The organism is Mycoplasma pogonae (assembly GCF_054170725.1).
The window spans coordinates 25,790-50,603 of record NZ_JBSWZS010000011.1; the positions used below are offsets into that span (position 1 = coordinate 25,790).

Below are 24,814 nucleotides of genomic sequence, written 5' to 3' on the forward strand. Positions count from 1 at the left end.
ATTATTCACCTCATTTAAATTTTTTTGTTGCAATAAATAGAAAAAAGCAAATAATTCCGATTGCAATTAATGGAAACCCATATAGTTGCCATCCCATTAATTCATAAGCTTCAGCATAACCAGCATTAAAAACTTTATAAATTGGTTCAGTTACATATTTAGTTGGTAATAAATATGTAATATATTTTAATTCTGGTGCATATTCAAAATTAGGCTCACCATTTCCATATCCTCCTGATAAAAAAGAAATTGGTAAGTAAATTAAGTTAATAATTGAGCTAGCTCCAACAGTGCTTTTAACTAAAGAAATAATCAGCAACCCCATTGACATTGCTAAGAAAAACAACAAAATTAATAATGGTAGAACTTCCAATAAATTCATGTTTAATGCAATTTTTCAACTTAAATAGTCTTTGCCACCCAAAATAATAATTGCTAAAAGTGGCACTCAAAGCATATGAAATAAAGTTCAAGCTAATTGATAAATTAAACTCGAAACCATAAAGTGTGAAGCTTTAACATTAGTTGAGCCAATTCGTTTAATTAGTGAAGTTTTTTTAAATTCAATAATTGTTAGTGGAAATGAAATCAACCCATTACCAATAACATTGGAAATCAAAATTCCAACAACAATTTGTTTTCCTAAACTAAAAATCGATTCTTCAATTGCTACTTCAGGTAAATTTTGGTTTTTTAAAATTGTTAGTGTATTTGAATAAGTTACATTTCCCATTAATAGTAAAATCAAAATCGGGAAAACAATAGTGAAGAAAGGACCAAAAAACCCTCTTCAGTAATAACTGTTAATTAATTTAACAACAGCAAACATTATTCATCCTTTCTTTTAAATAATTTTTTAATTTTTTGCATTAAATTCGGTTTTTCTTCTACATCATTACTAGAATAAATATCATCAAAAATACTATCAACATAATGCTGGATAGTTCCTTCTTTTTTGACAATATTTTCAATTGTATCATTAACAATAATTTTTCCTTTTTCAAGAAAAATAATTTTGTTACACATTTGTAAAGCTTCACTCACATTATGAGTGACTAAAATTAGTGAACATTCAGGGTTTTGATCTAAATACTCAACAATATATTTTCGAATTTCACGCCGAATTTTAATATCTAAACCGGTTGAAAGTTCATCTAAAATTAAAAAATTTGGTTCATGGACTAAAGCTAATAAAATATTAATCCGTTGTTTTTGACCACCTGATAAAGAAGAAATATTTTTATCTAATAATTTTTCTAATCGAAATAATTTAATTTTTTGTTGAATTTCTGGGTCATTAATTGACCCATAATTAAATGCTTGTAAATAAAATTTAATTAAATTTCGTGCTGTAATTCCTAATGGATAAACACTATCTTGTAATTGAATTCCAATTTTTAAATTAGGATCATGATATACCTTACCGCCAGTAGGTTTTTTAATTTTGGCAATAATTTCAACTGTTGTAGTTTTTCCAGAACCATTGCCACCCAAATATGCAATTCGATCACCCTTATAAATTTTTAAGTTAAAATTTTCTAAAACAGTTTTTTTGCCGTATTGTTTTACAACATTTTCTAATGAAATAATCGGTTCCATATACTACCTTTCTTTTGATTCTTGTTCTAAATCCTGAGCGTTAAAATTATATTTTGTTTTACAAAAATCACAAACTACTTCAATTAGATTTTCAGTAGCTAAAATTTCAGTAATTTCTTCTTTCGATAATAATAAAGCTGCTTGTAATGTTTTTTCAAATGAACAGCTACAATGTCATTGTAATGGTTTAGTTTCCAACTCCAAACCACCAATTGCAGTGATATAAGCATCAATGTCCATTGTTTTTAAATCATATTGTTTAAGGCAATCTTGAACTCAATTGATATCTGCTTCTGTTGCATTTGGTAAAAGTTGAAAAATAGCGGAATAAGCTCGCGCAATTTTTTGCGGAGTTGCAAAAACAACGCCAGTTCTTACTGCTGTTTTAATTTGTTCTGAAACATCGAAATAATACACTAAATCAGTAATAATATCACCATTAGCTAGTTGGACTTCGCTTCCAAAGTTTTCACCATTAATTTGATGAATAATTTTTAAATAACCCGAATCACCAATTCCTAAAATTAGCGGAATGTCATTAAAATTAGTTTGATCATACTCAGTTTCAATGTTATCATTACCAATCATCGCGCGTACATCGCCATTTGATTTTGATTCCACCACTAACATTTTCATAGCACCGCTAGTTTTCATTAGGGAAGTAGTTTTTAAATCTTTAATTTTTCGTTTCATAAATGCAAGTGGTCCAAAAGCCGCCACTGCATTAGCTAAAATTAGTGCTGGTAAGGGATAAAGAGTTTGAATATCAATAATTTTTTGAGCAACTTCAGTTGTATCAGAAATCAAAATTTGTACCTGATCTCTTAAAATAATTTTAGTAAAAGCCATTGAAGTTTCTCCTTACTTTTTGTTAATTTTCTCAGTAACTTTTTTTAATTGGGAAAGCTTTTGTAAGTGCTTTAACCTGTTTTTTGGCAGCTTGATGTAATTTTAAATCTTCAGGATGTTTTAAAACGCTATTGATAATTTTAGCAAGTTCAACAAATTCTTTTTTTCCAAATCCTCTTGAAGTCATAGCTGCTGTTCCCAAACGCACTCCAGAAGCTACCATAGGACTTAAAGTATCATTGGGAATGCTATTTTTATTAGTTGTAATATTAATGCTTGATAAAATTTCGGCAGCTTTTTTACCACTTAAGTTATAACCTTTTAAAACATCAATGATAAATAAATGGTTTACAGTTCCACCAGAAATAACTGGAACGTGTAATTTTAAAAATTGCTTAGCAAAGGCTTTAGCATTTGCCACAACATTTTTAGCATATTTTTTGAAAAATGGTTGCTGGGCTTCTAAAAATGCTACAGCTTTCCCGGCAATGGCATGAAATAGTGGTCCACCTTGTTGCCCCGGAAAAACACCTGAATCAATTTTTTTAGCAAGTTTTTCATCATCAGTTAAAATAAAAGCTCCCCGTGAACCTCTTAATGTTTTGTGAGTTGTGCTTGTAATAATATCAGCATAGCCAACTGGTGACATATGCTGTCCAGCTACAATTAAACCTGCAATATGAGCAATATCAGCTAATAAATAAGCGCCAACGGCATCAGCGATTTTTCTAAATTCTACAAAATTTACTTCTTGAGAATAAGCTGAATAACCACAAATAATTAATTTAGGTTTAACTTTTTGCGCAATTTTTAATACTTGCTCATAATCGATGAAACCTTGCTCATTAACATCGTAGCTATAAGCTTCATAAATAATTCCGGAAAAACTAATTTTGTAACCATGAGTTAAATGACCACCAGAATTTAGTGACATTCCTAAAATTTTGTCACCTGGTTTTAAAACAGCAGCAAAAGCTGCAGCATTAGCTATTGAACCTGAATAAGGTTGCACATTAGCAAATTTAACTTTAAAAAGTTTTTTCAATCGCTCAATTGCAGTATTTTCAACTATGTCAACATTTTCGCATCCATCGTAATAACGTTTTTCGGGATAACCTTCACCATATTTATTAGTTAAAACACTTCCATTAGTTTTTAAAACATCTTCAGAAACATAATTTTCTGAAGCGATTAATTCAATATGATCTTGCTGACGTTTTAATTCATTATTAATTGCATCAGCAATAATTTTGTCATGTAGTTTCATTTTTTTATACATTATGTCTCCTTAAATTTTGTTTATTTAATTCTATTATATTAGTTAAGTATTTTTTTAAAAAAAATATTCAAGAATTTTGTGTATTTTCAAACAAGAGTTCATATAATTTTGTTAATGAAAAAGGAAAAGTTTGCATAGGAGTTTTTAAATGAATAAATATTTAGATACATTAACAAACTATGAAATTAAAAATTTAAAAATATTTAAGATTTTATAATCAAACCCGCTAAGTTTAACGTGGGTTTCTAAAAAAGAAAATTTATCTTACAAAACCGTTTTAAATAAAAAACGAGTTTTTGAAAAAGTTGACAATATTTACACAGCTATCCAGCATAAAAATAAAAATAATCAAAATGCACGCAAACACTCTAAATGAATTTTTTTTGAAATTTTAAGATTGTATTTAGAAAGTTGCGAAATTCAAACACTCGAAGATGCTAAAAATACAGTTAATGCTGCAAAACCTTTCAAAATTTTTTATGATTTGGAATTAAAACAAATGCAAAATTTAGGTTTTGCATTACCTTCTTATTCAACATGCTACAAAGAATTGCGTAAACTAGGTTTTGCTACACAACACAGCACTAAAAAAGAACGCAAAAACGCGAGCGCTATTCGTAAAGAATTAGAAAAACAAAAATTAAACTTAGAATCCGATCTTGTACAAAAAATTGAAAAAATGGATAAAAGTCAACAAGAATACAGCAAGCAAAAAGTTATTTTAGAGAAAAAATATAATTTAAAATTTGGAGAAGTTGTTGAAATTGACGCATGCGAGCATAATTTTAAATTAAAAAACTACAAAGAAAAATTAACAATATTTCACGCTATTGATGTTAGAACTGGAAAGTTATTAGCTTTTTGAGTTGAGAAAAAAGAAACAAATATTGGTTATCAAAAGCTTTTAGAAATTTTGTTCAAAAAATATGGAAAACCCGCAGAGATAAGAGCTGATCGGAGAAGAACTTTTTGAAGCGGCTCTAATTCTAAAACTAGTTTTCAAGAGTTTTTAGAATCGCATGGTATTTTACTTTCGCTATCAAGTTCCCCTACTTTTAAACCTCATGTTGAGCGTTCATTTCGTACTGTGCAAAAACTTTTCCCTTCATTATTGCCACAAATTGGTGTTGTAGATCTTAAAACATTCGAAGATAGAATTGATCAAATTATTGATTTTTACAATACAAAATATCAAAAATCTGAAACTGGTATTGAAAGTGTTTTTCAAAAATTAAATGACAATGATTGAGAAATTAATTTAAATTTAAATCGAACATTAAATTTGGGTGTTGCAAGATTTAATAATCAAACTTTAATTCCGGTTGATGCTAATAATCAAAGAGTTTATTTTACCCTAAAACAAAACTCCCAATTTGTGCAAGCAAGTGATGGTAACCAATATTTTATTATTGATGGAATTAAATACAAATCACGCCCCATTAGAAGCGAAGAACTTAGCGAAATAGAAGGTTATGCAATTCGTAATAAATTACCAATTGAAGTAACGATAGTTAAAAAATTAATGGGCTTATATGGAATTCAAAGTTCATTTTACAAATTTATTACAAAAATCGCTCAAAAATTAAAATCTAATTTAGAAAAAACTGGAAATTACAATTTAGCTAATTTTATAAATCTCTTTATTGAAGAAATCAATAACTTAAGGCAAGAATCAGCACTGGATTTTGAAATTATCTATTCGCATCAGCAGTTATAAAGCTTTTGAACATTAATACTTATGCAATTTAACAACGTATTTTTACGTTGCATTTTTTTATACAAATTATTAAATATTTGAATTTTAAGTAATAGTTTTAAGCTTTTAAATTTAACAAACTCTTATAAATACTTACTTTAAGCACGCTTTTATAACTTTGAGTGATAAACTAAAACAAAAAACCACTCTTGATGACCCCTAGGTCGAAAAAGAATGGTTTTTTGAAAAATAAATAACAAATAATGAACAACAAAAATGTGAAAAGTTTATATAGAAGTTTAAACATTATGTTATTTATTACTTAATATCAATTATTAATATTTTTTAAAAAAAGTGCAAGTTTCGTTTGAAAACTAACAACTAATTTATATTTTATTAATAAACTGAACCTCGATAATTTGAAAAATATTTATTGTTTTCTTTTTTAAAATCATTAATATCTATATCAGTTCTGAATGAAGTTACATTTTTTTTCAAAGATTCTATAAATTTAGAAATTACTATTCTAAGTTTTTCTTCTTGTTTTTCTCCATTAAGAAGTTCTACATCATCTTGTATTTTCTTTAGTTCATCTATATAAAAATCTAATTTTTGTATTTCTTCTTGTGTTTTTGATTCATTAAAATTTTTGGCAATAATTAGTGAACTTAATGTAGTGCCTATAAAAAATAAACTAGATGCAAGCGGAGCAAAAATAATACTGGTTAATGCTGAAATTTTTCCTATATTATTTATGTGGGAATTGAACAATGAATTCTTTGAAATAATTAGCTCTTTATTATATTTAAGTTCTTCTAACATTTTTTTAATTTAATTCTTTGCTCCGGTTCAAAAAGTGCTCTTTTTTTTCTTCTAGATTTAGAACTTAACAAATTACCAACTTCTTTTTTAAATTGATTGTATGTTTTATTATTTTTTTTAAATTCATTAAAAAAAATAATTTTTATTTTTTCATTTTTAAATAAAGGTAAATTAAGAGCCTCATTTATTTCTGAATAGGAAAAAGAAGCTATAAAATCTATTGTTTTTAAAAAATCGATTTTATCTTTTTCTGTATACATTTCATTTGGTGTTACTTGTGATGGGCTAGGAACCGCTAATGTAGAAACAGCTCCAACTCCTAATAATAATTCTTTAATCATAATAAATTCTCCTTAAAATAAAATAAAAATAATAATATCAATTTATTTTAGTTAAAAAAATAATATTGTCTTTGAATTTAATAATCAATTAATTTTATAATTAAGCTATATTAAAACATTTAAAAAATTAATCATAAGAAAAATGTTTTCCAAAATAATTTTATTTTCTTTTTCAGAAATCGGTATTGCAATTTCGTTACTTTTTAATAATGCATTTTCTACAAAAGGAATTTTATTTTTTTTAAAAATATTTTTTAATTTAGAGTCATTAGCTATTGTTAAATTTTCTAAATTTCAATTAGCATCTCTTTTTAATTTTAAAACTATCCTAAAATCTATGTTTAATTTATTTTTCATTTTTACAAAAAACACTTTTTTCAAAAAATAAAAAATAGAATTTGCATTTTCATAATTAATTACATTACCAATTCTTTGATTTGTAAATTTTATATTTTTGTTTTCAATAAATAAATCAATCATTATTTTACCTTTTGTATCTAATATATCTAAGGTCTGATTGAATTTCTTTTTTTCTAAATAATGCATTAACAAATTTTTGTTACTTATAAAAATATCTGAAGATTCCATTTTTTTGTAAACTACATTATTGAAAAAATGTATATAGATATATTCTAAAAACAAAATTACATGTTCTCTTAATTTGAATTTTTTCAAAATATTAATTAGTAAGTTAAAATTTTTTAAAAACAAATTCATATTATAATCAAAGTAAAAAAACCATGTTATATTATCTAAATGTATAGACTTATATAAAATTTTTTTACATTTAAAGATAAATTTTTTAGAAAATAACTTTAGTGATATCTTATCAATGTCATTAATGACATTGATCAATTTATTAACATTTACTTCTTTTGAAATTATTGTATCAAAAAAAATAATCTTAGAAAGTTGAGATATTTTTGTAAGTAAAGCATACTCCTTTGTAATTATATAAACATTATTCTTTATAATTTTATACATTTCACTAGAGATATTTTTTGTTAAAAGACATTCAAAAATAATTTTTTTCCCCGCTCAATTAACTTCATACTTTTTAAATATATCATTATCAATAATTTTTTTTGTAACATCAAAATTTTTCATTAAAATAGATCATTTTTTATCAGATAATTCAATATTTTTTTCGTCAGAACTAAATAATATATCTATATCAGCTGGTTCTCTTGAAATTAGATTATATTTTTTTAATGCAAAACTTCCTTGAATAATAATTTTAAAATTTAGATTTAGAGAAAATAAATAACTTAAAATATCTTTCATTTTTCCTTATCTAAATAATTTAAATATTTATTAATTTTGTATTTATTTAAATCAAAATTTATGTGTATCACCTTTTCAAGTTCATTTTTGTTGTTAATTTCATTTTTGTTTTTTAAAATAACATTGTACAATTTCGTTAATTTTATAACTCTTATATTAAATATCAAAAATAAAAAAATTATCAACAAATATATGAATATTACCATTAATAAAATAATAATAAATAATAAATTAGATTTTGGCTGTTTTAAAAACAAAAAATAAACTCAACTTAATGTTGCTACAAAAATTAAAAAAATAAAAATTATTAAATTAAAAATAACATCTCTGAAAATAAATCATCTTAATTTATTTAAATAAAAAAAAGTGATATTGTTATTTTTTGCAAAATTTAATAAATGTTGTTTTTTAAAATTCATTTGAGTTAGTATGAAGATTTTTTGTAATGGAAGTACGAAGCTATTTCTTGCAAATCAACATTCAATTTGTATGTTAAATGATTATTTTTTAATGAGTATAAATTTTGTATAAAATTAATTATTTCATACCTTGTGTTTTCCTCTAGCGAAAAATCTCAGTCACTTTTATTAACAATCAAAATTAATTCTTCTAATTTTTTTGTTTTTTCTCTTATTTCAGCAATTCTAATGTGTGAATTAGTTCCTATTCCAATTGCAGTTGCTGTAGGAACAGATGAAATAGCAGCTATTCCGATTCCTAAACCTATTAATCATCCTATAGGCCCTGCTGCTGCCAAAACTCCACTAATAGCCATTCCAGCTCCTGTTAAAATACCCGCAGCACCTACGCTTCCATAAGCGATAGCTGCAATTCTTTCGGTTTCTAAATCTTCTTTAATATAATTTAATTCATTTAATAATTTTTCTAATTCTATTCTTTGTTGAGCTCCAAAAAGAGCTCTTTTTTTTCTTCTAGATTTAGAATTTAATAAATGACTTACATCAGCATAAAATTTTTTGTAAATTGGGTTGCTTTTTTTAAATTCTTCAAAAAAAATAACTTTATGCTTTTCATTTTTAAACAATGGTAAATTAAATACCTTATTTATTTCTTGAAAAGGGTATGAAGATATTAAATTAAAAATTTTTATACTATCTAATTTAAATTTTTCAGTATATAATTCATTATAATTTGCACTAACTTTTGAGTTATTAGGAACTAATAAACTTGAAGTCGTTTCTAAACCTAATAATAAAACTTTCATCATATAAATAATTCTCCTTAAAAGTAATAGCTATATAGCTGTTTATTTATTTGTTAGTTAAAATATTTTAAAAATAAAATTATTTTTTGAACAACTAACAATAAAATTATATTCCAAAAATATTTTTTGAAATAAAAAAATACACCCAACTTTTAATGAGCTAAAAAAAACTATTATTTAATAAATTTCTGAAATTAATTATATGAAATGTATTTATTTAAATACAACTCTAAACACTTCAAGCGAATTATATTATATTTTTATAAATTTTCAAGCAAAATGAAATAATAAAATATTATGAACAAAAAAAATGAAAGTATTATTTTTAAAAAATTTGTTGAAAAAGATGTCATAACTACAAAAAATAAATATGAGGAAATCAAATTTAAATTTTGATATAGTTAATTATATCTTTGATTCTGAGCGCGCATTTTGCGATTTTTGGCTTTCTGCTCTAGGAAAAGTTTTTCATTTTCTTTGTATCACTCATAATCGCTAGCAATTACAGCATCAATTTTACCTTGCGTTTTATTAGTTTGCAAAATTATAACTGCAACTTCATCACCAATTTGGTATTTGTCCTTGCCATTAGTAATGCTAAAACCATCAGCTGCTACTTCTCAATTTTTCCCTGGTAAATTTTGTTTTCGAACTAAAACATCTACCTTATCTTCAAATTCAACAAAAAAGCCAAATTTTAAAATAGATACAATTTGCCCAGTTAATTTCATGCCAATTTTGGATTCATAAAATTCCGCTTTTTTAATATCAGCGACACGTCGTTCTAATTCAAGTGCTTTTTGTTCACTAGCACTATTTAGTTTAGCAAGTCCAGGAATAATTTGTTGGAAATGATTAATTAAATCTGTTTTTTCATTAAATAATAAATTTCTAATAATCCGATGTGCTAGTAAATCAGGATACCTTCGAATTGGCGAAGTGAAGTGCGAATAATGTTCAGAAGCTAAACCGAAGTGACCAATATTAGTTTCTGAATAAATTGCTTTTTGCATTGTTCTAAGTAATAAAATTTTGACAAAGTTGTCAAAGTTAGCAGCCTTAACAGCTTCAATAGCTTTTGAAAAGTCTTTTGGATCACCTGTAGTCGGGATTTGAACATTAATTTTTAATATTTTTAAAATGTTTTGTAACATTTCAATTTTTTCTAATGTTGGTTTATCATGAATTCTATAAATAAAGGGAAATTGATTACTTGCCATCGTTTCTGAAACTGCTTCATTAGCTCGGACCATAAAATCTTCAATTAGCATTTCACTTTCACCACGTTCAGTTGGTTTGATGGCTATAGTTTTACCATGGTCATCTAAAATTATTTTTGATTCTTCGATTTCAAAATCCACATAACCCTGTTGATTTTTATAATTTCTAATAATATTGGCTAATTTTTGGGCACGTTTTAGTGATGCCTCAAGTTTGGGGTCATCAAATTTGAATTGATTGTTAAAAAAATCATTAACTTGTTTATATGTTAAGCGTTTGTAAGAATTAATTACTGAAGGGTAAATCTTAATTGAAATATTGTTTCCATTCTGATCAATTTCAGCTTCCATTGTTAATGTTAGCCGATCAACATGCGGGTTTAATGAGCAAATTCCGTTTGACAAAGATTCTGGTAACATCGGAATTACTCGATCAGCTAAGTAAATCGAAGTTCCTCGAGCCGCAGCTTCATTATCCAAAGCTGTTCCTTCTTTGACATAATGCGTTACATCAGCGATATGTACACCTAAAACATAATTGCCATTTGGCAACTCTTCAACACTAATAGCATCGTCAAAATCTTTAGTATCATCACCATCAATTGTGTAAATAATTTTATCTCTTAAATCAATTCTACCTCGAAGATCTTCTGGTAAAACTTTATTAGGAATTTTTGCAGCTTCTGCAATTGTTTCAGCACCAAATTCAGCAGGCACATCAGCAATTTCGATTTCAGTTTGAATATCAATAAAAGCACTATTATACTGACCTAAAATTTTCAGTAATTTAATTGAAATAAAATTTAAGCCAAATTTTATAATTTCCACTTTAACAACATCATTTTCAGTTAAATTATTTTGATCAACAAAACGATAACGAGCACGATAAATTTCATTGATAGGCTCAAAATCTAAAAAGCTGCCATTTTTAATAATTTTTCCAACTAGATATTTAATATTACGCTCTAAAATTTGGGTAACAAAGCCAAATTGTTTAGTAATGCCATCTTCAGTATTTTCATAAATTTTCCCAGCCACTAAATCACCATTGAATGCTGAATTTAAATAATTTTTAGGGATAAATACACTATTTTGCTCTTCAAAATTTTTTCCATCAGCATTTTGCGCCACAAATCCAAAACCTTTGGGGTTAACTTCTAAAATTCCTTTAAACTCTCCCACAAATAATGGAGCTGCATACATATCCTTATTGACAATTAATAATTCACCATTTTTAACCATTTCTTTTAAAAATAATGAAAAATCACGGTTGTTTTGTGCGAGGATTTTCAAGCCTTTTACAAGCGTTAAATAATTGGTAGTACGATTTTTTTGTTGTTTAATAAAATTAATAATTGCTTCTTTGTTAAAATTCATAGACTTTCTTTTTATTCATTATGATAGTTAGGCTGTTTAATTTATTTTTAAACTTAAATTAATAAAACATACGAATGACAATTGCAAATACTAGTAAAAAAATACCAGCAAAAAACATGACAATTTTTAAAGCTTTTTTATATCCTTTTTCTTTTGAAACTTTAAATAAATCCAAATCACCAGAACCAACTAAAGCTCCGGAAAAACCATTAGAATCAGGTGACATCAAAAATGACACAACAATAATTACAATAGCTAAAATCATTAAAATTGCAGTTAAGGCAGCAACCATTATTTCTCCTTATATAAAAAATTAGTTGAGATAAAAATAAATTATTTATCAATTATATTAAATAATTGGCATTTTTAATCAATCAACTCTAAAAAAATAAAAAACAAGCTTTATAAAAAACTTGTTTATAAAAAATTTAGAAAATAATTATTTAATAATTTTGCTAATTTTATCACGTAGATTTGTAAAACCAAATCCTAAACGTTCATAAACTAACTGTCCAGGACCTGATAATCCAAAAGTGTCAAATCCAAAATTGTACTTAGCGTATTTACCTCAGCCAAAAGTAGTTGCTGCTTCTAATGAAATTGCATACTGCGGATCCCAAAAAATTGCTTGATCTTGTTTTCAATTTGAAACTGAAACTAAATTGCAATTTAATTCAGTTGCTAATTGATGTGCAAGCGCTAATTCCGAACCGGTTGCTAATAATGTAAATTTATTGTCTGGTTTATGAATCAAATAATAAGCTCCTTCAGCAAATTTTGTTTGTGAAGTTTCCGGTAATGTTATGATATTTTGACGCGTTAGAACAATAGCGTGTGGTGTATGAGTAGAATTCAGTGCCACTTCATAGGCTCCTAAAACTTCTTTTTCATCAGCTGGGCGTAGGACACCGAAGTTTGGAATTGAACGCAACATCGCCAATTGTTCGATTGGTTCATGGGTTGGTCCATCTTCACCAACAAATACTGAATCATGTGTAAAAACATAGACAACTGGTAAATTCATTAATGAAGCTAAACGCATTGCTGGTTTTAAATAATCAGCAAAAACAAAAAATGTTGATACAAATGGTTTAAAGTTTGAATGCAATGCTAAACCATTAGCGATTGCACCCATAGCAAATTCACGTACTCCAAATAAAATGTTTCGCCCTGCTGGATTAGTTGCTGAAAAATCGCCATCACCACCACCAGCTTTAGTAGAAGAAACTAAATCAGCTGAACCACCAATTCAATTTGGTAACTCTTTATTTAAATGAGCAATCACCGCCCCTGATGATGAACGGGTTGCATCATTAGCTTTTAAATCAAGTGTTAACGTAATTTTATTGTTATTACTTAAAAATGCTTCTAATTCCGGTGAAGCTTTTCAAGTTTCAAAAGCAGTTTTTCCTCTTGTAAAAATTGTTGCTTGATAATAATCAACAACTTCAACAGGAACTTCAAAATCATCATAAGTTCAATTTAAGTTTTGTTTTAAAACTGTAAAATCAGCTCCAAGTGGGGCTCCGTGAACTGCTGATGTTCCTGCTTTTGGAGCATTATGTCCAATAATTGTTTTTACCTCAATAAAACTAGGTTTTAAACTTTGTTTTGCTTTAGCAATTGCTACATCTAATTTTTCAACTGTCGCTTCAGTTACTAGTTGGTAATCAAATCCCATAGCTTCAACTTTTTGTTTCCAATTTTCAGTTGATACAGCTGCTACGGCAGTGTCTAATTGAATATCATTGGAATCATATAAAACAATATATTTATTTAATTGAAAATGTCCTGCAAGTGATAAGGCTTCATTTGCAACCCCTTCTTGTAAATCGCCATCACCACATAAAACATATGTATAGTGATTAATTTCTGGAAACTTAGCATTTAAATGTTTTTCAGCAATTGCCAAACCTACAGCTGTAGCAATCCCCTGTCCTAAAGGTCCAGTTGTTGCTTCAACCCCTTTAGTGTGACCATATTCTGGATGACCTGGGGTTAGTGAATCTAACTGACGAAAATTTTCTAGATCTGCTTGTGTAATTAAATTTAATAAACGCAATTCAGCATATAACAGTGCAGAACCATGTCCAGCTGATAAAACAAACCGATCACGATTTACCCATGTTGGATTAATAGGATCAAACATTAAGTGCTTTGTAAATAAAGTATGCAAAATTGGTGCTGCACCTAACACAATCCCTGGGTGTCCTGAGTTAGCTTTATTAACTGCAGCTACACCATTGATACTTAATGTATCAATAGCTAATTGATTAATTGTTTTAATCATCTTTTCTCCCTTGGTAATTTAATTGAATATTTTTGGGGTCTATTCCAATAATATTTTTCACTTCTTGTTGAATAATTGCTTTAATCGTCTCAGCAACTGCAGCTAAGGTATAATTTTTTTTAATTGCAAAATCAACATAAATTTTGATATTGGTGCGTTTTTCTACTAAAATAATTTCAACTGGTTTTAGCAAAATTATTTCAGAATGTTTTTCCAAAGCATTATTAATTACTTTTGTAAAAACATCACGATGAATGTTATAAGTATTATTTAAATTGTAATTAACAATTACATATTCCATTAAGCACGTCCAACATATTTTCCAGTTTCAGTTGAAACAATAATCACTTCACCTTCTTTAATAAATAATGGTGCATCCATTTCAAATCCAGTTTCTAAAACAATTTTTTTCTGAGGATTTGAAGTTGAATTACCTTTAACAGCTTCAGGTGCTGAAACAACTTTTAGTTCAATATTAACTGGTAATTCTACATCTAAGACTTCTTCCCCGAATTTACGTACTGATAATTTTTGACCTTCAACTAAAAAGTTTTTTTCTCACTCAACTTTATCAGCATCAATCGTAATTTGCTCATAGGTGTTTTCATCCATTAACACAATCCCTGTTCCATCATCATATAAATAATTCATATTAGTTTTTTCGATGTGAGCTTTTTCAACTTTGTCACCGCCAGTGTAAGATTTAATAGTTGTTGCTCCAGTACGTAAGTTTTTTACTTTTGCTTTAACTGTTGCTTGTCCACGCCCTTGTTTTGAATGTTGTGATTCCAAAATAATATATAATTGCCCATCTTCTTGGTAGGTAATTCCTGGTTTAAATTCATTAACATTTAACATAGATTATTTCTCCTGAATTTTGATTTTTGATTGAATAATTTTAAATTAATTGCATAATTTAGTAATTTAAATTTAAATTATATCTTATACATAGTTTTTTTAAAACTATGATACTTGCAAAATAATTTTAAAACAAAGTTTTTGAAAGTAATTAAAAAAACAACAATTTCTTCAATTATTAAACAAAAGAAATTACACATTTTTGTTTAAAAGAAAAATTGTTGTTAATTGGCAAACTAATTTTGGGTTTTAACTAATCTTTAAGGGATTTTTAATAATATTAAAACCAGTTAATTTTCTTCACTTTAAATAGATTTTGTCTTGTTGTAAAATTGGAACAAACTTAGCGTGTAATTTTTGAAAATAATCACTATGATAAAAAGGAATGAAGCCATCTCAAATTGCATATAACATTTTTTTATCAATACGGATAATAATATTTGGCAATATTTCAAAATCAAAATGCTTTAATTGAGCAACATGCTCAACAATTTTTTTATCCAAAGTAAAATTTAATTTTTTAAGTTTTTGAGCAAGATTAAAATTAAAAAATTTTTCATCTTTGTTTAAATTAATCGCAAAATCTTTATTTATTAAATCATTTTTTTTCAATAACTCTTCTAAGCTAGCGCCATATTTAAAAGCTGATTTATGTTTTTTATAATGAAAAACATTAATAATGGAAGGGACTAGCCAATAACCATTGTCAAGATGATTAATTTTTACAATTTTAATAAGCATTATTTCTTTTGTCCGTAGTAAGCATTTTTGCCATGCTTACGTTGATAGTGTTTTAATTGCAAATCATTATTTGCTGCAATAATTTCAGGATTGATAATTTTAGTGTAAAGTGCCATTTTAGCAACTTCTTCTAATGTTAAGGCTAAATCAACTGCATCTCGGGCATTTTTTGTTGATCACACAAATGGCCCATGTTCTTTGACTAATGTAGCTTGCATAGCAGCAAAATCTATCTTATTTTTTGCAAAATAATCAATAATCACTAAGCCTGTATTATGCTCATAAGCTCCATTTATTTCCGCCGTTGTTAAAGCTGGTGTGCAAGGAATTGTGCTGAAGAAATTATCGGCATGAGTTGTACCGTAACAATTAATTCCTTTACCTGCTTGAGCAAAAGCTACAGCAAAAGGTGAATGCGTATGAACAATTGCCTTAATGCGCTTATCAGCTTTGTATAAAAGTGTATGGGTTGGTGTATCAGAAGAAGGATTTAAGTGTGAATTAATCACATTATTTTCAAGATCAACAACAACCATGTCATCTGGAGTCATTGTTGCATAACTAACTCCCGAAGGTTTGATAACCATGTAATCACGCTTTGCAGAAATTTTAGAAACATTGCCTCATGTATGAATTGCTAATTTGTAATTGTATAATTGCATATTAGCTTCATAAACTTCTTGTTTTAAGTTTTTTAATTCAATTGGATCAATTAAAATTTTTGTCTCAAGATTATTTTTCATCTTAAAATTCTTTTTTAGTTTTTTGGGCATAGAAGAAATTTTTAGCTTTAACTAATTCAGCTACATTTTCTCCTATTGTTTCTGCTGCATCATTTTTGGATCACATTTCAATTAAAATTGGACCTTGAAATTTATTTTGTTCTAATGTTTTTAATAATGTTACAAAATCAACTGTTCCTGCACCAAATGGGACTTCTTTAAATTTATCTTTTAATGTATCTTTAAAATGAAAAGCAATTAAGTGTTCCTTATATTGTTTTAGTTCGGCAACTGGATTAGGTGAAAATTGTGATAAATTACCTAAATCTGGATAAACCTTCAAATAAGGAGAATTAATCATTTTTACAAACTTCATTGCTTTTTCAATTGTGCCCACAAATGGTGTATCCATAGTTTCAAAAGCTAACATAACATTATATTTTTCTGCTAATTCCACAGCTTTTTTGATGCCTTCAATAAAAAAGTTGTATGTTATTGCATCGCTTTGCTCGTAATATACATCATAAGCAGCTAATTGAATAATTCGAATTCCTAATTTTTTAGCTAGTACAATTGCTTTTTCCATAATTTGGGCAGCAATTGCTCTAGTTTGAGCATTTTTAGACCCGAATGGAAAGCGACGATGCCCACTTAAACACATTGAATTAAAATAAAAATCATGTTTAATTAGTAATGTTTTTAAATGATCAATTTCTTCTTCGCTTCAATCCAGTCGTGCTAGGCGAAAATCTGATTCATCAATTGATAACTCAATAAAGTCAAATCCAGCTTGTTTGGCAATTTTAATTTTATCTTCAAAATCAAATTTATTATTGATTGCTTTTTCGTAAATGCCTAAAAAATTATCAGTATTTGTTGATTTCATCTTTTAATTCTTTCGCAGCTAAGGCCGGGTTTTCAGAATCGCGAATTGATCTTCCAGCAATAAAAATATAAACTGGTAAACCTTTAAAAAATTTAATATCTTTTTTTTCAACTCCTCCAGTTACTGAAACTTTAAATCCAAGATCAGCAAATTGACGAACTGTTTCCAAATCTTTTTCACACCATTCCACCCCAGCAGCTTGAGCATCTCTTGCCCGATGTAAAACCACTTGATTAACACCGGCTTTTTTTCATTTAAAAGCTTGATCAAAACAAAAATTTGATGTTAATTCAACCTGAATTTCATTTTCGGAATTAAATTTTTTTCCTTCTTGATTTAAAACTTCCATAGTTTCTGGTTCGCTAGCACAAATTGCCGTTACATATTTTGCACCTTCCCCAAAAAACATGTTTCCAAAAACTTTCCCAGCATCAGCAACTTTAACATCAGCAATAATAATTTTATCTGGAAAAGCTTTTTTCAATTCTGCTACGGCATGTTTACCAACAGAATTGATCAAAATAGTTCCCGCTTCTACTACGTCTACATAGTCTTTGACTTTATTAACGTTTTCTATAGCTTCCTCAACTGTGAGTGTGTCGCAAGCGATCTGCAACATAGGTTTATGATTCATACTTATTTTTTTCCTTTTTTTATAATTAGGCTATATATTTATTCAAATCAACTGATTGAATTAGTTCAAAAATTTCTTCAACACTTTGAGCATTCATAATTTTTTCAACCATTTGCGGATCTTCAAATAAAGCTACAATTTGCGGTAAAGCAATTGAGGTATGAATTTCAGCATTTTTAGCAGCAAAAGCTATCAAAACTTTGACAGGGCGATCATCATTTTCGAAATAAACAGGTTCTTCAAGTGTAACTAATGAAAAACTGTTTTCAATTATTCCGGATGCTGAAGAAGCATGAGGCATAGCTAAATAATCAGCAATAATGTAATAAGGTCCATTTTCTTGAGTGCTTTTGATAATTGCATCATAATATTGAGGTTCAATTAAGTTATTTTCAATCAATGGTAAAGTTGATAAATATACAGCTTCTTTTCAATCTTGAGCTTTTTGCCCGATTCGTACTGTGTGATATTTTTTTAAAATATTATATAAATTTAGTTCTTGCATAACTTACACAACTTTACTTAGTGCTTCTTTAATTTCTTTATCATCCATTAAATTTTTTACACTAGTAATTTTTGCTTTTTGATCTTTTCGAAATTCACTCTCTAAGTGAGTTGAACAAATAATAATATCAGCTGTGCTTGTGAATCCTTTGGCTTGCCCCATGCTCATCGCTTCAACTGTTGCATCTAGCCCCAATTCTTTGGCGGCTTTTTCAGTTTTTAATTTGATGATCATGCTAGTTCCCATTCCGTTACCGCAAGCTGCAATAATTTTTAATTTTGCCATGTTAGACCTCTTTTTTTTATTTAGATTCTAAGTTTAAAAAGCATTAAGCTCTTTTTGTTAATTTTGTTATTTTGTGCACAAATTTTTGTGCAACATTTGGTTTAGATTGCAATCCTGAATCAGTAATTAATCCCAATCCCAACATTGCAAATATTGCTATAAATACAAAAGCTCAAGCCGCTCCTGGTGTTCCAACTGAAAACATTGTTAAGATTCCGAAGAATAAGTTTCAGTCAGCCATTCCGATAAATCCACTTTGAATTGGACTTTGCCCATTAAAGTTTGTTAATACACTAGCATCCATTGAGTTTTTCAATAGTCCAAGTGCGATGGAAATAATCATAATTTCTAAAAAACCAACAATTAGCGGCACGATTAATGCTGCTCTAAAACCTCCACTAGCATTTGCATAAACCCCTAGCGATCCAGAGTTAAAGAACAAGGTAATGAATAACGGAATTGTAATTACAAATGGGCTATTTGCTATTCTTGATAATGCAATTGTTAGTCCTACAGCAATAAATTGCCCAATTGTTCCTGCTAAAAATCCGTAAGTTACTGAGTTAGCTGAGAATCCATATACAGCAGCAACATCAATTGCAATTACAGCATTTTTAATTATTTTTTCACTAATTCCTTGAAATGCTTGTTGCAATTCTGTAACAAACATTCTTACCCCAGTCATAAGTGCAATTAATCCTGCAGTAACTTTTAATGATCCAAAGAAAATATTAAAGCCAATATTAGCTCCACCTAAAACATTTCACTGTTTAAAGTCAAGAGCACGTACAAGCCCTAATTCCGCCATTTTAGCTCTATCTATAATAGGAAGTCCGTTTTTACCTATAACAGATAAACCATTTTCATCTAATTTTTTTGGGAGATCAATATATAAAAATTCTTTACCATCATGAACAGTAACATTATTTTGTCCATTAATAATAATTAAAAATAAAATCAAGAATAATGCAAATAGCAAGATAGTTTGAGTAAAAATATTATCTTCAAAAATCTTTGCTCATTTTGGTAAAATTTTATTTTCTGCAGAATCTTCTTTTTTTCCGAAGAAACGACCAATTTTATAAGTTAAAGCAATCGCCAGCATTTGTTGATGTCCAACTGCAAAATTAGCATCATTTGTAACCACATTAGTTGGGCGAATTGTTGTAGTAGATCCGACACCTCAGTAAATTCCAATAAATAATGAACTAATGATAATAATTGCAGCCTGTGACCCAGCGGGAACACCTTCACCAACTAGTGGCACATTTCTAAATAATAAAACATACAAAATTGTAACTGTAATTGCTGATTGCTGAAACATAACATGTCCAGTAATCATTAATGAGTGTACATTAGTTCATTTTTTGAAAGCAACTAATAAAATATTTACAGCAAATCCAATAATAAAGACATATGTAATTCAAGAAATATAATTATTATTTACAACAATATTTTTTAAAAACGATTCAGCTGATGCTCACCCAAAATACGGGTCAAGTGGTGTAATGGCTGTACCTTTACTTACTAGTCCTAAACCATCAAATAATGGTTTGGCCATCCCCACAATAATTCCAGCCCCGATTCCTAGTAATAAAATTCCGATTGCTGTTTTCATTGAACCAATAATCGATTCCCGAATTCCTCTACCTAGAAGTAAATAACCAATTAAGGTTACAAATCCTAGTAAAATTGGTGGGTGCTTTAAGAAGTTATCTAGATAGACAACATTAATTAAAAACCTAAACGCTTTACTTCCATCATCGTGAAAATGAAATACTCTAACTAGTAAAGTAATTGAAATAATCACAAGATTAACGCCTAGGAATCCACCGATGTAAATCCATTTACGTAATGAATTTCGTTTTTCTAATAACGACATCGTAACTCCTCTTTAATTTTTATTTTTTACACTTTTAATGCTTGTTTTAATTCTAAAACTCTTGGATTAACTTTTGAAAGATCGAATTCACGCTTTTCATCAAAAGTTAAAATTTCTCTTGGGTTATTAACTAAAATATCTTCAATTGCTGCTTCAGAAACACCAACTTGTTTTAAAAGTGGAATAAAACGATCAAATAAATATCCCAAACCGAAAGTTTGTTTGTTTTTTTCTAAGCCATAATGTTTTTGGTAAAGAATTCTTCCGGCATCAAGTGATAATGTAATATGTTTTTGATATCCTTTATCTACTAAAAACTTAATGTTTTCAGCTAATGTTGAATCCGGATAATACTTAACACGATCAGGTCCATCAAAACATAAGCTTACTCCCAATTCCTTAATAATTTTTTCATAGTAATATTTATCAGGATTTTTGTTTAAGTGTGATAATTGAATTTTTCGAGGATTCACTCCAAAATCAATTAAGTGCTGAGCAGCTTCATAAGCCATAGTTCCCAACTGAGTATGAACTAATACAGGAGCTCCGGTTAGAATTGAAGTACGTGCTACTGATTCCAATGATTTTAATTCTAAACGATCAATTGCTGCATAACCTGTACCAGCTTTAATAATTCCAGCTTTAGCCTCCCCTCTTTTTACAACTGGACCACTATAATTATAAACGTCCATTCCTTCTTCGATTTCAGCAACTAACATTTTAACAATATCATCAATTGGTGCTAATGCTAATCAAGAGGCTCCTTTATCATAAAAAGCCGCTTTATGAAATCCAGTTGCCATAATAATGTTAACTCTATTTCCAAAATGATGAGCAATATCTAACATTTGTGTAACATCTCTACCAACATTGGGCGGATCCATTGTAACAATTGTTTTACCTCCTTTTGCTAAATACTCTTCTACCTCTAAAATAGCTGCTTTTTGTGACATCATTATAAAATCGGGATGTTCGTGCGCTTCTGGACCATAATTTTTAATTAAATGATCATGACAATCAGTAACACCTAGCGTTTCCGGTGCAACATCTCCCAAAACAGTTCTTACAAATTTTTTCATTTTTTCTAAAATTCCTTTCTTAATTAAACATATTAATTAGTTTAATTATATACATTTATATGAAGAAATTTTTACAATTATTAAACATCTTTGAATTTTTTGTTTTAAATATTCAAAATTGATTATTAAATATTTAATAAAGTTCTAACTTTTTTATTACTTTAAATAAAAATAATTTTTTTTAAACACTTATTACCCTCTTTTAAACATGTGATTTAAAAAAATTCATTTTTTAAAAATTTTTTTTAGCTATAAAAAAGTTTTGTATTTAATTTTAAAAAATAATTTTAATGCATAAGCCTGGACAAAAAAATGAACCATAAAAGATTAAAACCACCCGAATATTGGAGCGATTGAGACTTGGAGGTTTTATTATAACATTTAAAACCATTAGAATGATTAGAAGCTTTTGAAATGTATAACAAAAGTTACAGTTCTCTTTCTACTTTTTGAAAATGATAGTGCAATAAATTTAATAAAAAATCAATAGCCAAACAAAACATAATTTTAAGAAAAAATATTTTAATTTTAAAATATCTAATGATATAGAAATTTTAAAATTAAAAACAAAAAAATTTTCTAATAAAATAAAGGTGTATTTAAAAAACCTAAGCTTCTTTCAGATATACAGTTATTAGAAATTTATAATGTATTAGAAGACTGATAAAATTTTAGTTTTTCAAATATCTAAATAAGGAATCTGGAAATTTTATTAAAAATAAAAAAAAAATAATCTTAAAAAATTAAATATCGAGAAATTATTATTAAAGCTTTTATGCAAATAAAGGATTATATGGTAGAGAAAAATTATTTCAATATATAAAATTAATGTATAAAACGAAATAAATTCTCGTACTTTAGGCAGAAAAATGCAAAAATTAGGCTTATTTTGTAAAGTTAAACAAAAAAAGAAAGTAAGAAAAGTTAAAAAGAATAATGTTAAAATTTATGATTTAGTACAATATTCTTCTATGGATTTGCTAAAATGTCTCAAAGTAAAAAATCAAATTATCAATGTCAAGAATTGGTAATTCTTTAGACAATAATGAAATTATTTTTTTGTATAAAATCAGAATCGCTAAACTTTATTGATATTTTCAAAATTACTTTTGAAGAATTAAAACAAGAAATTGAAACATATACAAATTGATATAATAATGAGCGATTAAATAAATTTTAAATTGAAAAAACCCTTCAAAAATATTGAGAATTTCACAATATTTAAAAAGGTTTTTTTGTCCAGGTTTATTTTCTAATTACATTTTTTAATAGGAGAAACGATAAATTTATTTGAAAATTAATAAAAATACCTGTTATTTTTTAAAAATGAATTAGTTATAACCAAATAAATATCTTTATAAATAATCTTAAATTAACCCGATGCTGGTAAGCACATTGGAATAACTTCAAAATTTTCAGGGTTATCTTTTGCAGCTTGAATTATTTTATGACACAAAGTTGCAGGATTAATATTTTCAGCAGGATCATATTTGCCATAATTCGCTCCAATAATATCTTTTTCATAATCATTAAACATATAAAAATAATGAATATCATTTGTTTTCCTTGAGCGGCTACGTCGAGTAAGTGCTAAAATACCAACAACATTTCCATCATTATCTATTAATAATGAACCGCTATTACCTTTCATAAGTGTTGAAAATTCATCATTGTTATTAATAATCAACCTTAGTCAAGTATCGGGGTCATTTCAATCACTAGTATACATTCGGTGAATTATTTGTTCATTATACCCAATTCATGAACCATAACCATTAACAAAAAAAGGTGTAAAAATTTGGTTATTTGAAATGCTTAAATTTGCATATTTATCGGTAAATTTTAACGGTGGCAATGTAGGTCATTTTTCTACATCTTCTAAAACTGATTCTCAATATTCATAATTAATGTTTGAGTCCATTTTATTTCTAATTTCAATTTTTAATTTTTTTAAATCTAAAATACTAACTTGAACATCACGTGGGGCATCATTAAAATCACCTAATTTATTTTTTTCTTTTTTATAATTAAATCTTCAAAAATATCTTAAAAAAATATTATCCTTAGCTTGAATTACACCATCTGAGAAATTTACAAAAGAAGCATCATATTCTTTTTTATTTTTATAAAATTTTTGACCAATTTTTTGAAAAGGAGAAAATAAACTCATTTTAAGGCCAACATGAGCATTGGAAATAACATAATATCTTTCATCGTTAAAATCTGAAGGTTTTACTTTAGATAACATTGTTCATGTCCCTGCCATTCCAAATGTCCTAATTCTCATTTCCTCAGCTAGCGGAAAAGTATTATAGCTATAAATTTGACTTATTGTAGAACTATAAGTATTTTGGTATTTTTTATCTAAAAAATCATGATAACCTTTGAATTCTTTTGTTCTCAAATCATTAGAATTAACATTAATTTTAAATGGGTCATTCGGATCAAATAGATATGATTGATCTCAAAAGTAATTACTTGTCATTAGGCCTGAATTATTTGAATAAAATTTTTCAAAATTAAAATTTCGGTACTTCGATGGTAATTTAAATTTTTCCAATGTTTGATTTTGATCGTTATTACTTTCAAAACTAAAATTTAAAAAAGAAGTAAAATATGAAAAAAACATTTTATTGTTTTTAAGAGCATCTAAAATATTATCTGTAAAATTTTTTGTAGCATCAGTTTTTTTAATCAATTTAAAATTTAATTCATTATTTATTGAATCATATTTAATGGCAATTAAAACATCATCCACTTCATCAATATTTATTTCTCCATTTTTTTTGATTAATTCTAATGATATTTTAATCCCTGCAGATTCTTTTTCATTTAAATTTTTTTCGGCCAGTTTAAAATGTCAATTTATATCTGTATTTTTGTTCATTAAAGAAGCTTTGTTTAATCCAATTTGTGAATTATCTCTTTTAAAATCTAAAAATAATCATAAATATGGATTAGAATGTGAAGCATCTAAATTTAAAATTTTGTCAATACTATCAAGATTAAAATTTCAACTAAACTCTTGATTATTTTGATTAAAATTTCAAATTTTTTGATTAATAAGCATGTGCATTCTATAAAATTTTTCAAAATGATTTTCTGCAATTTTTTTAACCTTAAAATTTTCATTCTCAAATCCTAAATTAGAATTAATATAATCATTATATGTTTGATATACCGCCGCTTCTTCTTTGGCATTAACAGAACTTTTTGTTGATTCATTTATTTCAATATTTT

Annotated in this window: 24 protein-coding genes; 2 read left to right on the forward strand and 22 right to left on the reverse strand. The window is 27.1% G+C overall.

Translation table 4 applies throughout. From position 1 onward, the window contains the following. Window position 1: 1 nt before the first annotated feature. From ACW95P_RS03905 to glyA, 4 genes are read right to left on the reverse strand one after another with little or no spacing between them, the layout of a single operon-like run. Window positions 2–829 (reverse strand): ABC transporter permease, encoded by an 828-nt coding sequence (locus ACW95P_RS03905; protein ID WP_457961930.1) that lies wholly within the window; start codon window positions 827–829, stop codon window positions 2–4. Next, a complete protein-coding gene (locus ACW95P_RS03910) occupies window positions 829–1,599 on the reverse strand; it encodes an ABC transporter ATP-binding protein (protein ID WP_457961931.1) in 771 nt (256 codons plus the stop codon). The genes ACW95P_RS03905 and ACW95P_RS03910 overlap by 1 nt, the downstream gene beginning before the upstream one ends. Window positions 1,600–1,602: 3 nt before the next feature. Next, window positions 1,603–2,448 carry an Hsp33 family molecular chaperone HslO gene (locus ACW95P_RS03915; protein WP_457961932.1) on the reverse strand — a complete coding sequence of 282 codons (846 nt, stop codon included), beginning with the start codon at window positions 2,446–2,448 and terminating at the stop codon, window positions 1,603–1,605. 22 nt (window positions 2,449–2,470) lie between these two features. Beyond that, window positions 2,471–3,727, reverse strand: coding sequence for a serine hydroxymethyltransferase (glyA, locus tag ACW95P_RS03920; RefSeq protein ID WP_457961933.1), 1,257 nt, complete (start codon window positions 3,725–3,727; stop codon window positions 2,471–2,473). 397 nt (window positions 3,728–4,124) lie between these two features. Here glyA and ACW95P_RS03925 point away from each other — a divergent pair, with 397 nt between their 5' ends. Then, window positions 4,125–5,444: a DDE-type integrase/transposase/recombinase gene (locus tag ACW95P_RS03925; protein ID WP_457961934.1), complete on the forward strand. Its 1,320-nt coding sequence runs from the start codon at window positions 4,125–4,127 to the stop codon at window positions 5,442–5,444. A gap of 375 nt (window positions 5,445–5,819) precedes the next feature. Here the strand turns inward: ACW95P_RS03925 and ACW95P_RS03930 are convergent, their stop codons facing one another. The 17 genes from ACW95P_RS03930 to ACW95P_RS04010 form a co-directional block, all read right to left on the reverse strand. Continuing rightward, window positions 5,820–6,245: a hypothetical protein gene (locus ACW95P_RS03930; RefSeq protein ID WP_457961935.1), complete on the reverse strand. Its 426-nt coding sequence runs from the start codon at window positions 6,243–6,245 to the stop codon at window positions 5,820–5,822. Then, a complete protein-coding gene (locus ACW95P_RS03935) occupies window positions 6,239–6,586 on the reverse strand; it encodes a hypothetical protein (RefSeq protein ID WP_457961937.1) in 348 nt (115 codons plus the stop codon). Before ACW95P_RS03935 ends, ACW95P_RS03930 begins: the two co-directional genes overlap by 7 nt. A 105-nt stretch (window positions 6,587–6,691) precedes the next feature. Continuing rightward, complete coding sequence (locus ACW95P_RS03940; protein ID WP_457961938.1) at window positions 6,692–7,870, reverse strand: hypothetical protein; 1,179 nt, start codon at window positions 7,868–7,870, stop codon at window positions 6,692–6,694. Window positions 7,871–8,294: 424 nt separating this feature from the next. Next, window positions 8,295–9,095 (reverse strand): hypothetical protein, encoded by an 801-nt coding sequence (locus ACW95P_RS03945; RefSeq protein ID WP_457961940.1) that lies wholly within the window; start codon window positions 9,093–9,095, stop codon window positions 8,295–8,297. A gap of 401 nt (window positions 9,096–9,496) precedes the next feature. Continuing rightward, window positions 9,497–11,692 (reverse strand): ribonuclease R, encoded by a 2,196-nt coding sequence (rnr, locus tag ACW95P_RS03950; RefSeq protein ID WP_457961942.1) that lies wholly within the window; start codon window positions 11,690–11,692, stop codon window positions 9,497–9,499. 58 nt (window positions 11,693–11,750) lie between these two features. Further along, window positions 11,751–11,984, reverse strand: coding sequence for a preprotein translocase subunit SecG (gene secG / locus ACW95P_RS03955; protein WP_457961943.1), 234 nt, complete (start codon window positions 11,982–11,984; stop codon window positions 11,751–11,753). 147 nt (window positions 11,985–12,131) lie between these two features. Then, window positions 12,132–13,982, reverse strand: a complete 1,851-nt coding sequence (locus tag ACW95P_RS03960) for a transketolase (protein ID WP_457961944.1) — start codon at window positions 13,980–13,982, stop codon at window positions 12,132–12,134. Further along, window positions 13,975–14,283 (reverse strand): MMB_0454 family protein, encoded by a 309-nt coding sequence (locus ACW95P_RS03965; RefSeq protein WP_457961945.1) that lies wholly within the window; start codon window positions 14,281–14,283, stop codon window positions 13,975–13,977. Before ACW95P_RS03965 ends, ACW95P_RS03960 begins: the two co-directional genes overlap by 8 nt. Then, window positions 14,283–14,840 carry an elongation factor P gene (gene efp / locus ACW95P_RS03970; protein ID WP_457961947.1) on the reverse strand — a complete coding sequence of 186 codons (558 nt, stop codon included), beginning with the start codon at window positions 14,838–14,840 and terminating at the stop codon, window positions 14,283–14,285. Before efp ends, ACW95P_RS03965 begins: the two co-directional genes overlap by 1 nt. A 249-nt stretch (window positions 14,841–15,089) precedes the next feature. Then, entirely contained in the window at window positions 15,090–15,581 is a 492-nt protein-coding gene (locus tag ACW95P_RS03975; RefSeq protein WP_457961948.1) for an MPN499 family protein, read from the reverse strand. Then, window positions 15,581–16,324 (reverse strand): L-ribulose-5-phosphate 4-epimerase, encoded by a 744-nt coding sequence (locus ACW95P_RS03980; RefSeq protein WP_457961949.1) that lies wholly within the window; start codon window positions 16,322–16,324, stop codon window positions 15,581–15,583. Before ACW95P_RS03980 ends, ACW95P_RS03975 begins: the two co-directional genes overlap by 1 nt. A 1-nt stretch (window position 16,325) precedes the next feature. After that, window positions 16,326–17,189 carry an L-ribulose-5-phosphate 3-epimerase gene (locus ACW95P_RS03985; RefSeq protein ID WP_457961950.1) on the reverse strand — a complete coding sequence of 288 codons (864 nt, stop codon included), beginning with the start codon at window positions 17,187–17,189 and terminating at the stop codon, window positions 16,326–16,328. Continuing rightward, a complete protein-coding gene (locus ACW95P_RS03990; RefSeq protein WP_457961952.1) occupies window positions 17,167–17,823 on the reverse strand; it encodes a 3-keto-L-gulonate-6-phosphate decarboxylase UlaD in 657 nt (218 codons plus the stop codon). Before ACW95P_RS03990 ends, ACW95P_RS03985 begins: the two co-directional genes overlap by 23 nt. A 25-nt stretch (window positions 17,824–17,848) precedes the next feature. After that, complete coding sequence (locus ACW95P_RS03995) at window positions 17,849–18,328, reverse strand: PTS sugar transporter subunit IIA (protein ID WP_457961953.1); 480 nt, start codon at window positions 18,326–18,328, stop codon at window positions 17,849–17,851. A 3-nt stretch (window positions 18,329–18,331) separates the two neighbouring features. Further along, window positions 18,332–18,613 carry a PTS sugar transporter subunit IIB gene (locus ACW95P_RS04000; RefSeq protein ID WP_457961955.1) on the reverse strand — a complete coding sequence of 94 codons (282 nt, stop codon included), beginning with the start codon at window positions 18,611–18,613 and terminating at the stop codon, window positions 18,332–18,334. A 43-nt stretch (window positions 18,614–18,656) separates the two neighbouring features. Beyond that, window positions 18,657–20,495, reverse strand: coding sequence for a PTS ascorbate transporter subunit IIC (locus tag ACW95P_RS04005; RefSeq protein WP_457961957.1), 1,839 nt, complete (start codon window positions 20,493–20,495; stop codon window positions 18,657–18,659). Window positions 20,496–20,521: 26 nt separating this feature from the next. Beyond that, window positions 20,522–21,574, reverse strand: a complete 1,053-nt coding sequence (locus ACW95P_RS04010; RefSeq protein ID WP_457961958.1) for a phospho-furanose lactonase — start codon at window positions 21,572–21,574, stop codon at window positions 20,522–20,524. 1,045 nt (window positions 21,575–22,619) lie between these two features. On the opposite strand from ACW95P_RS04010, the gene ACW95P_RS04015 reads away from it, so the two are divergent. Then, window positions 22,620–22,754, forward strand: a complete 135-nt coding sequence (locus ACW95P_RS04015) for an IS3 family transposase (protein WP_457961959.1) — start codon at window positions 22,620–22,622, stop codon at window positions 22,752–22,754. Window positions 22,755–22,946: 192 nt separating this feature from the next. On the opposite strand, the gene ACW95P_RS04020 is transcribed toward ACW95P_RS04015, so the two are convergent. Then, window positions 22,947–24,814, reverse strand: a 1,868-nt coding sequence (locus ACW95P_RS04020) for a hypothetical protein (RefSeq protein ID WP_457961960.1), incomplete at its 5' end; no start/stop codon positions are given.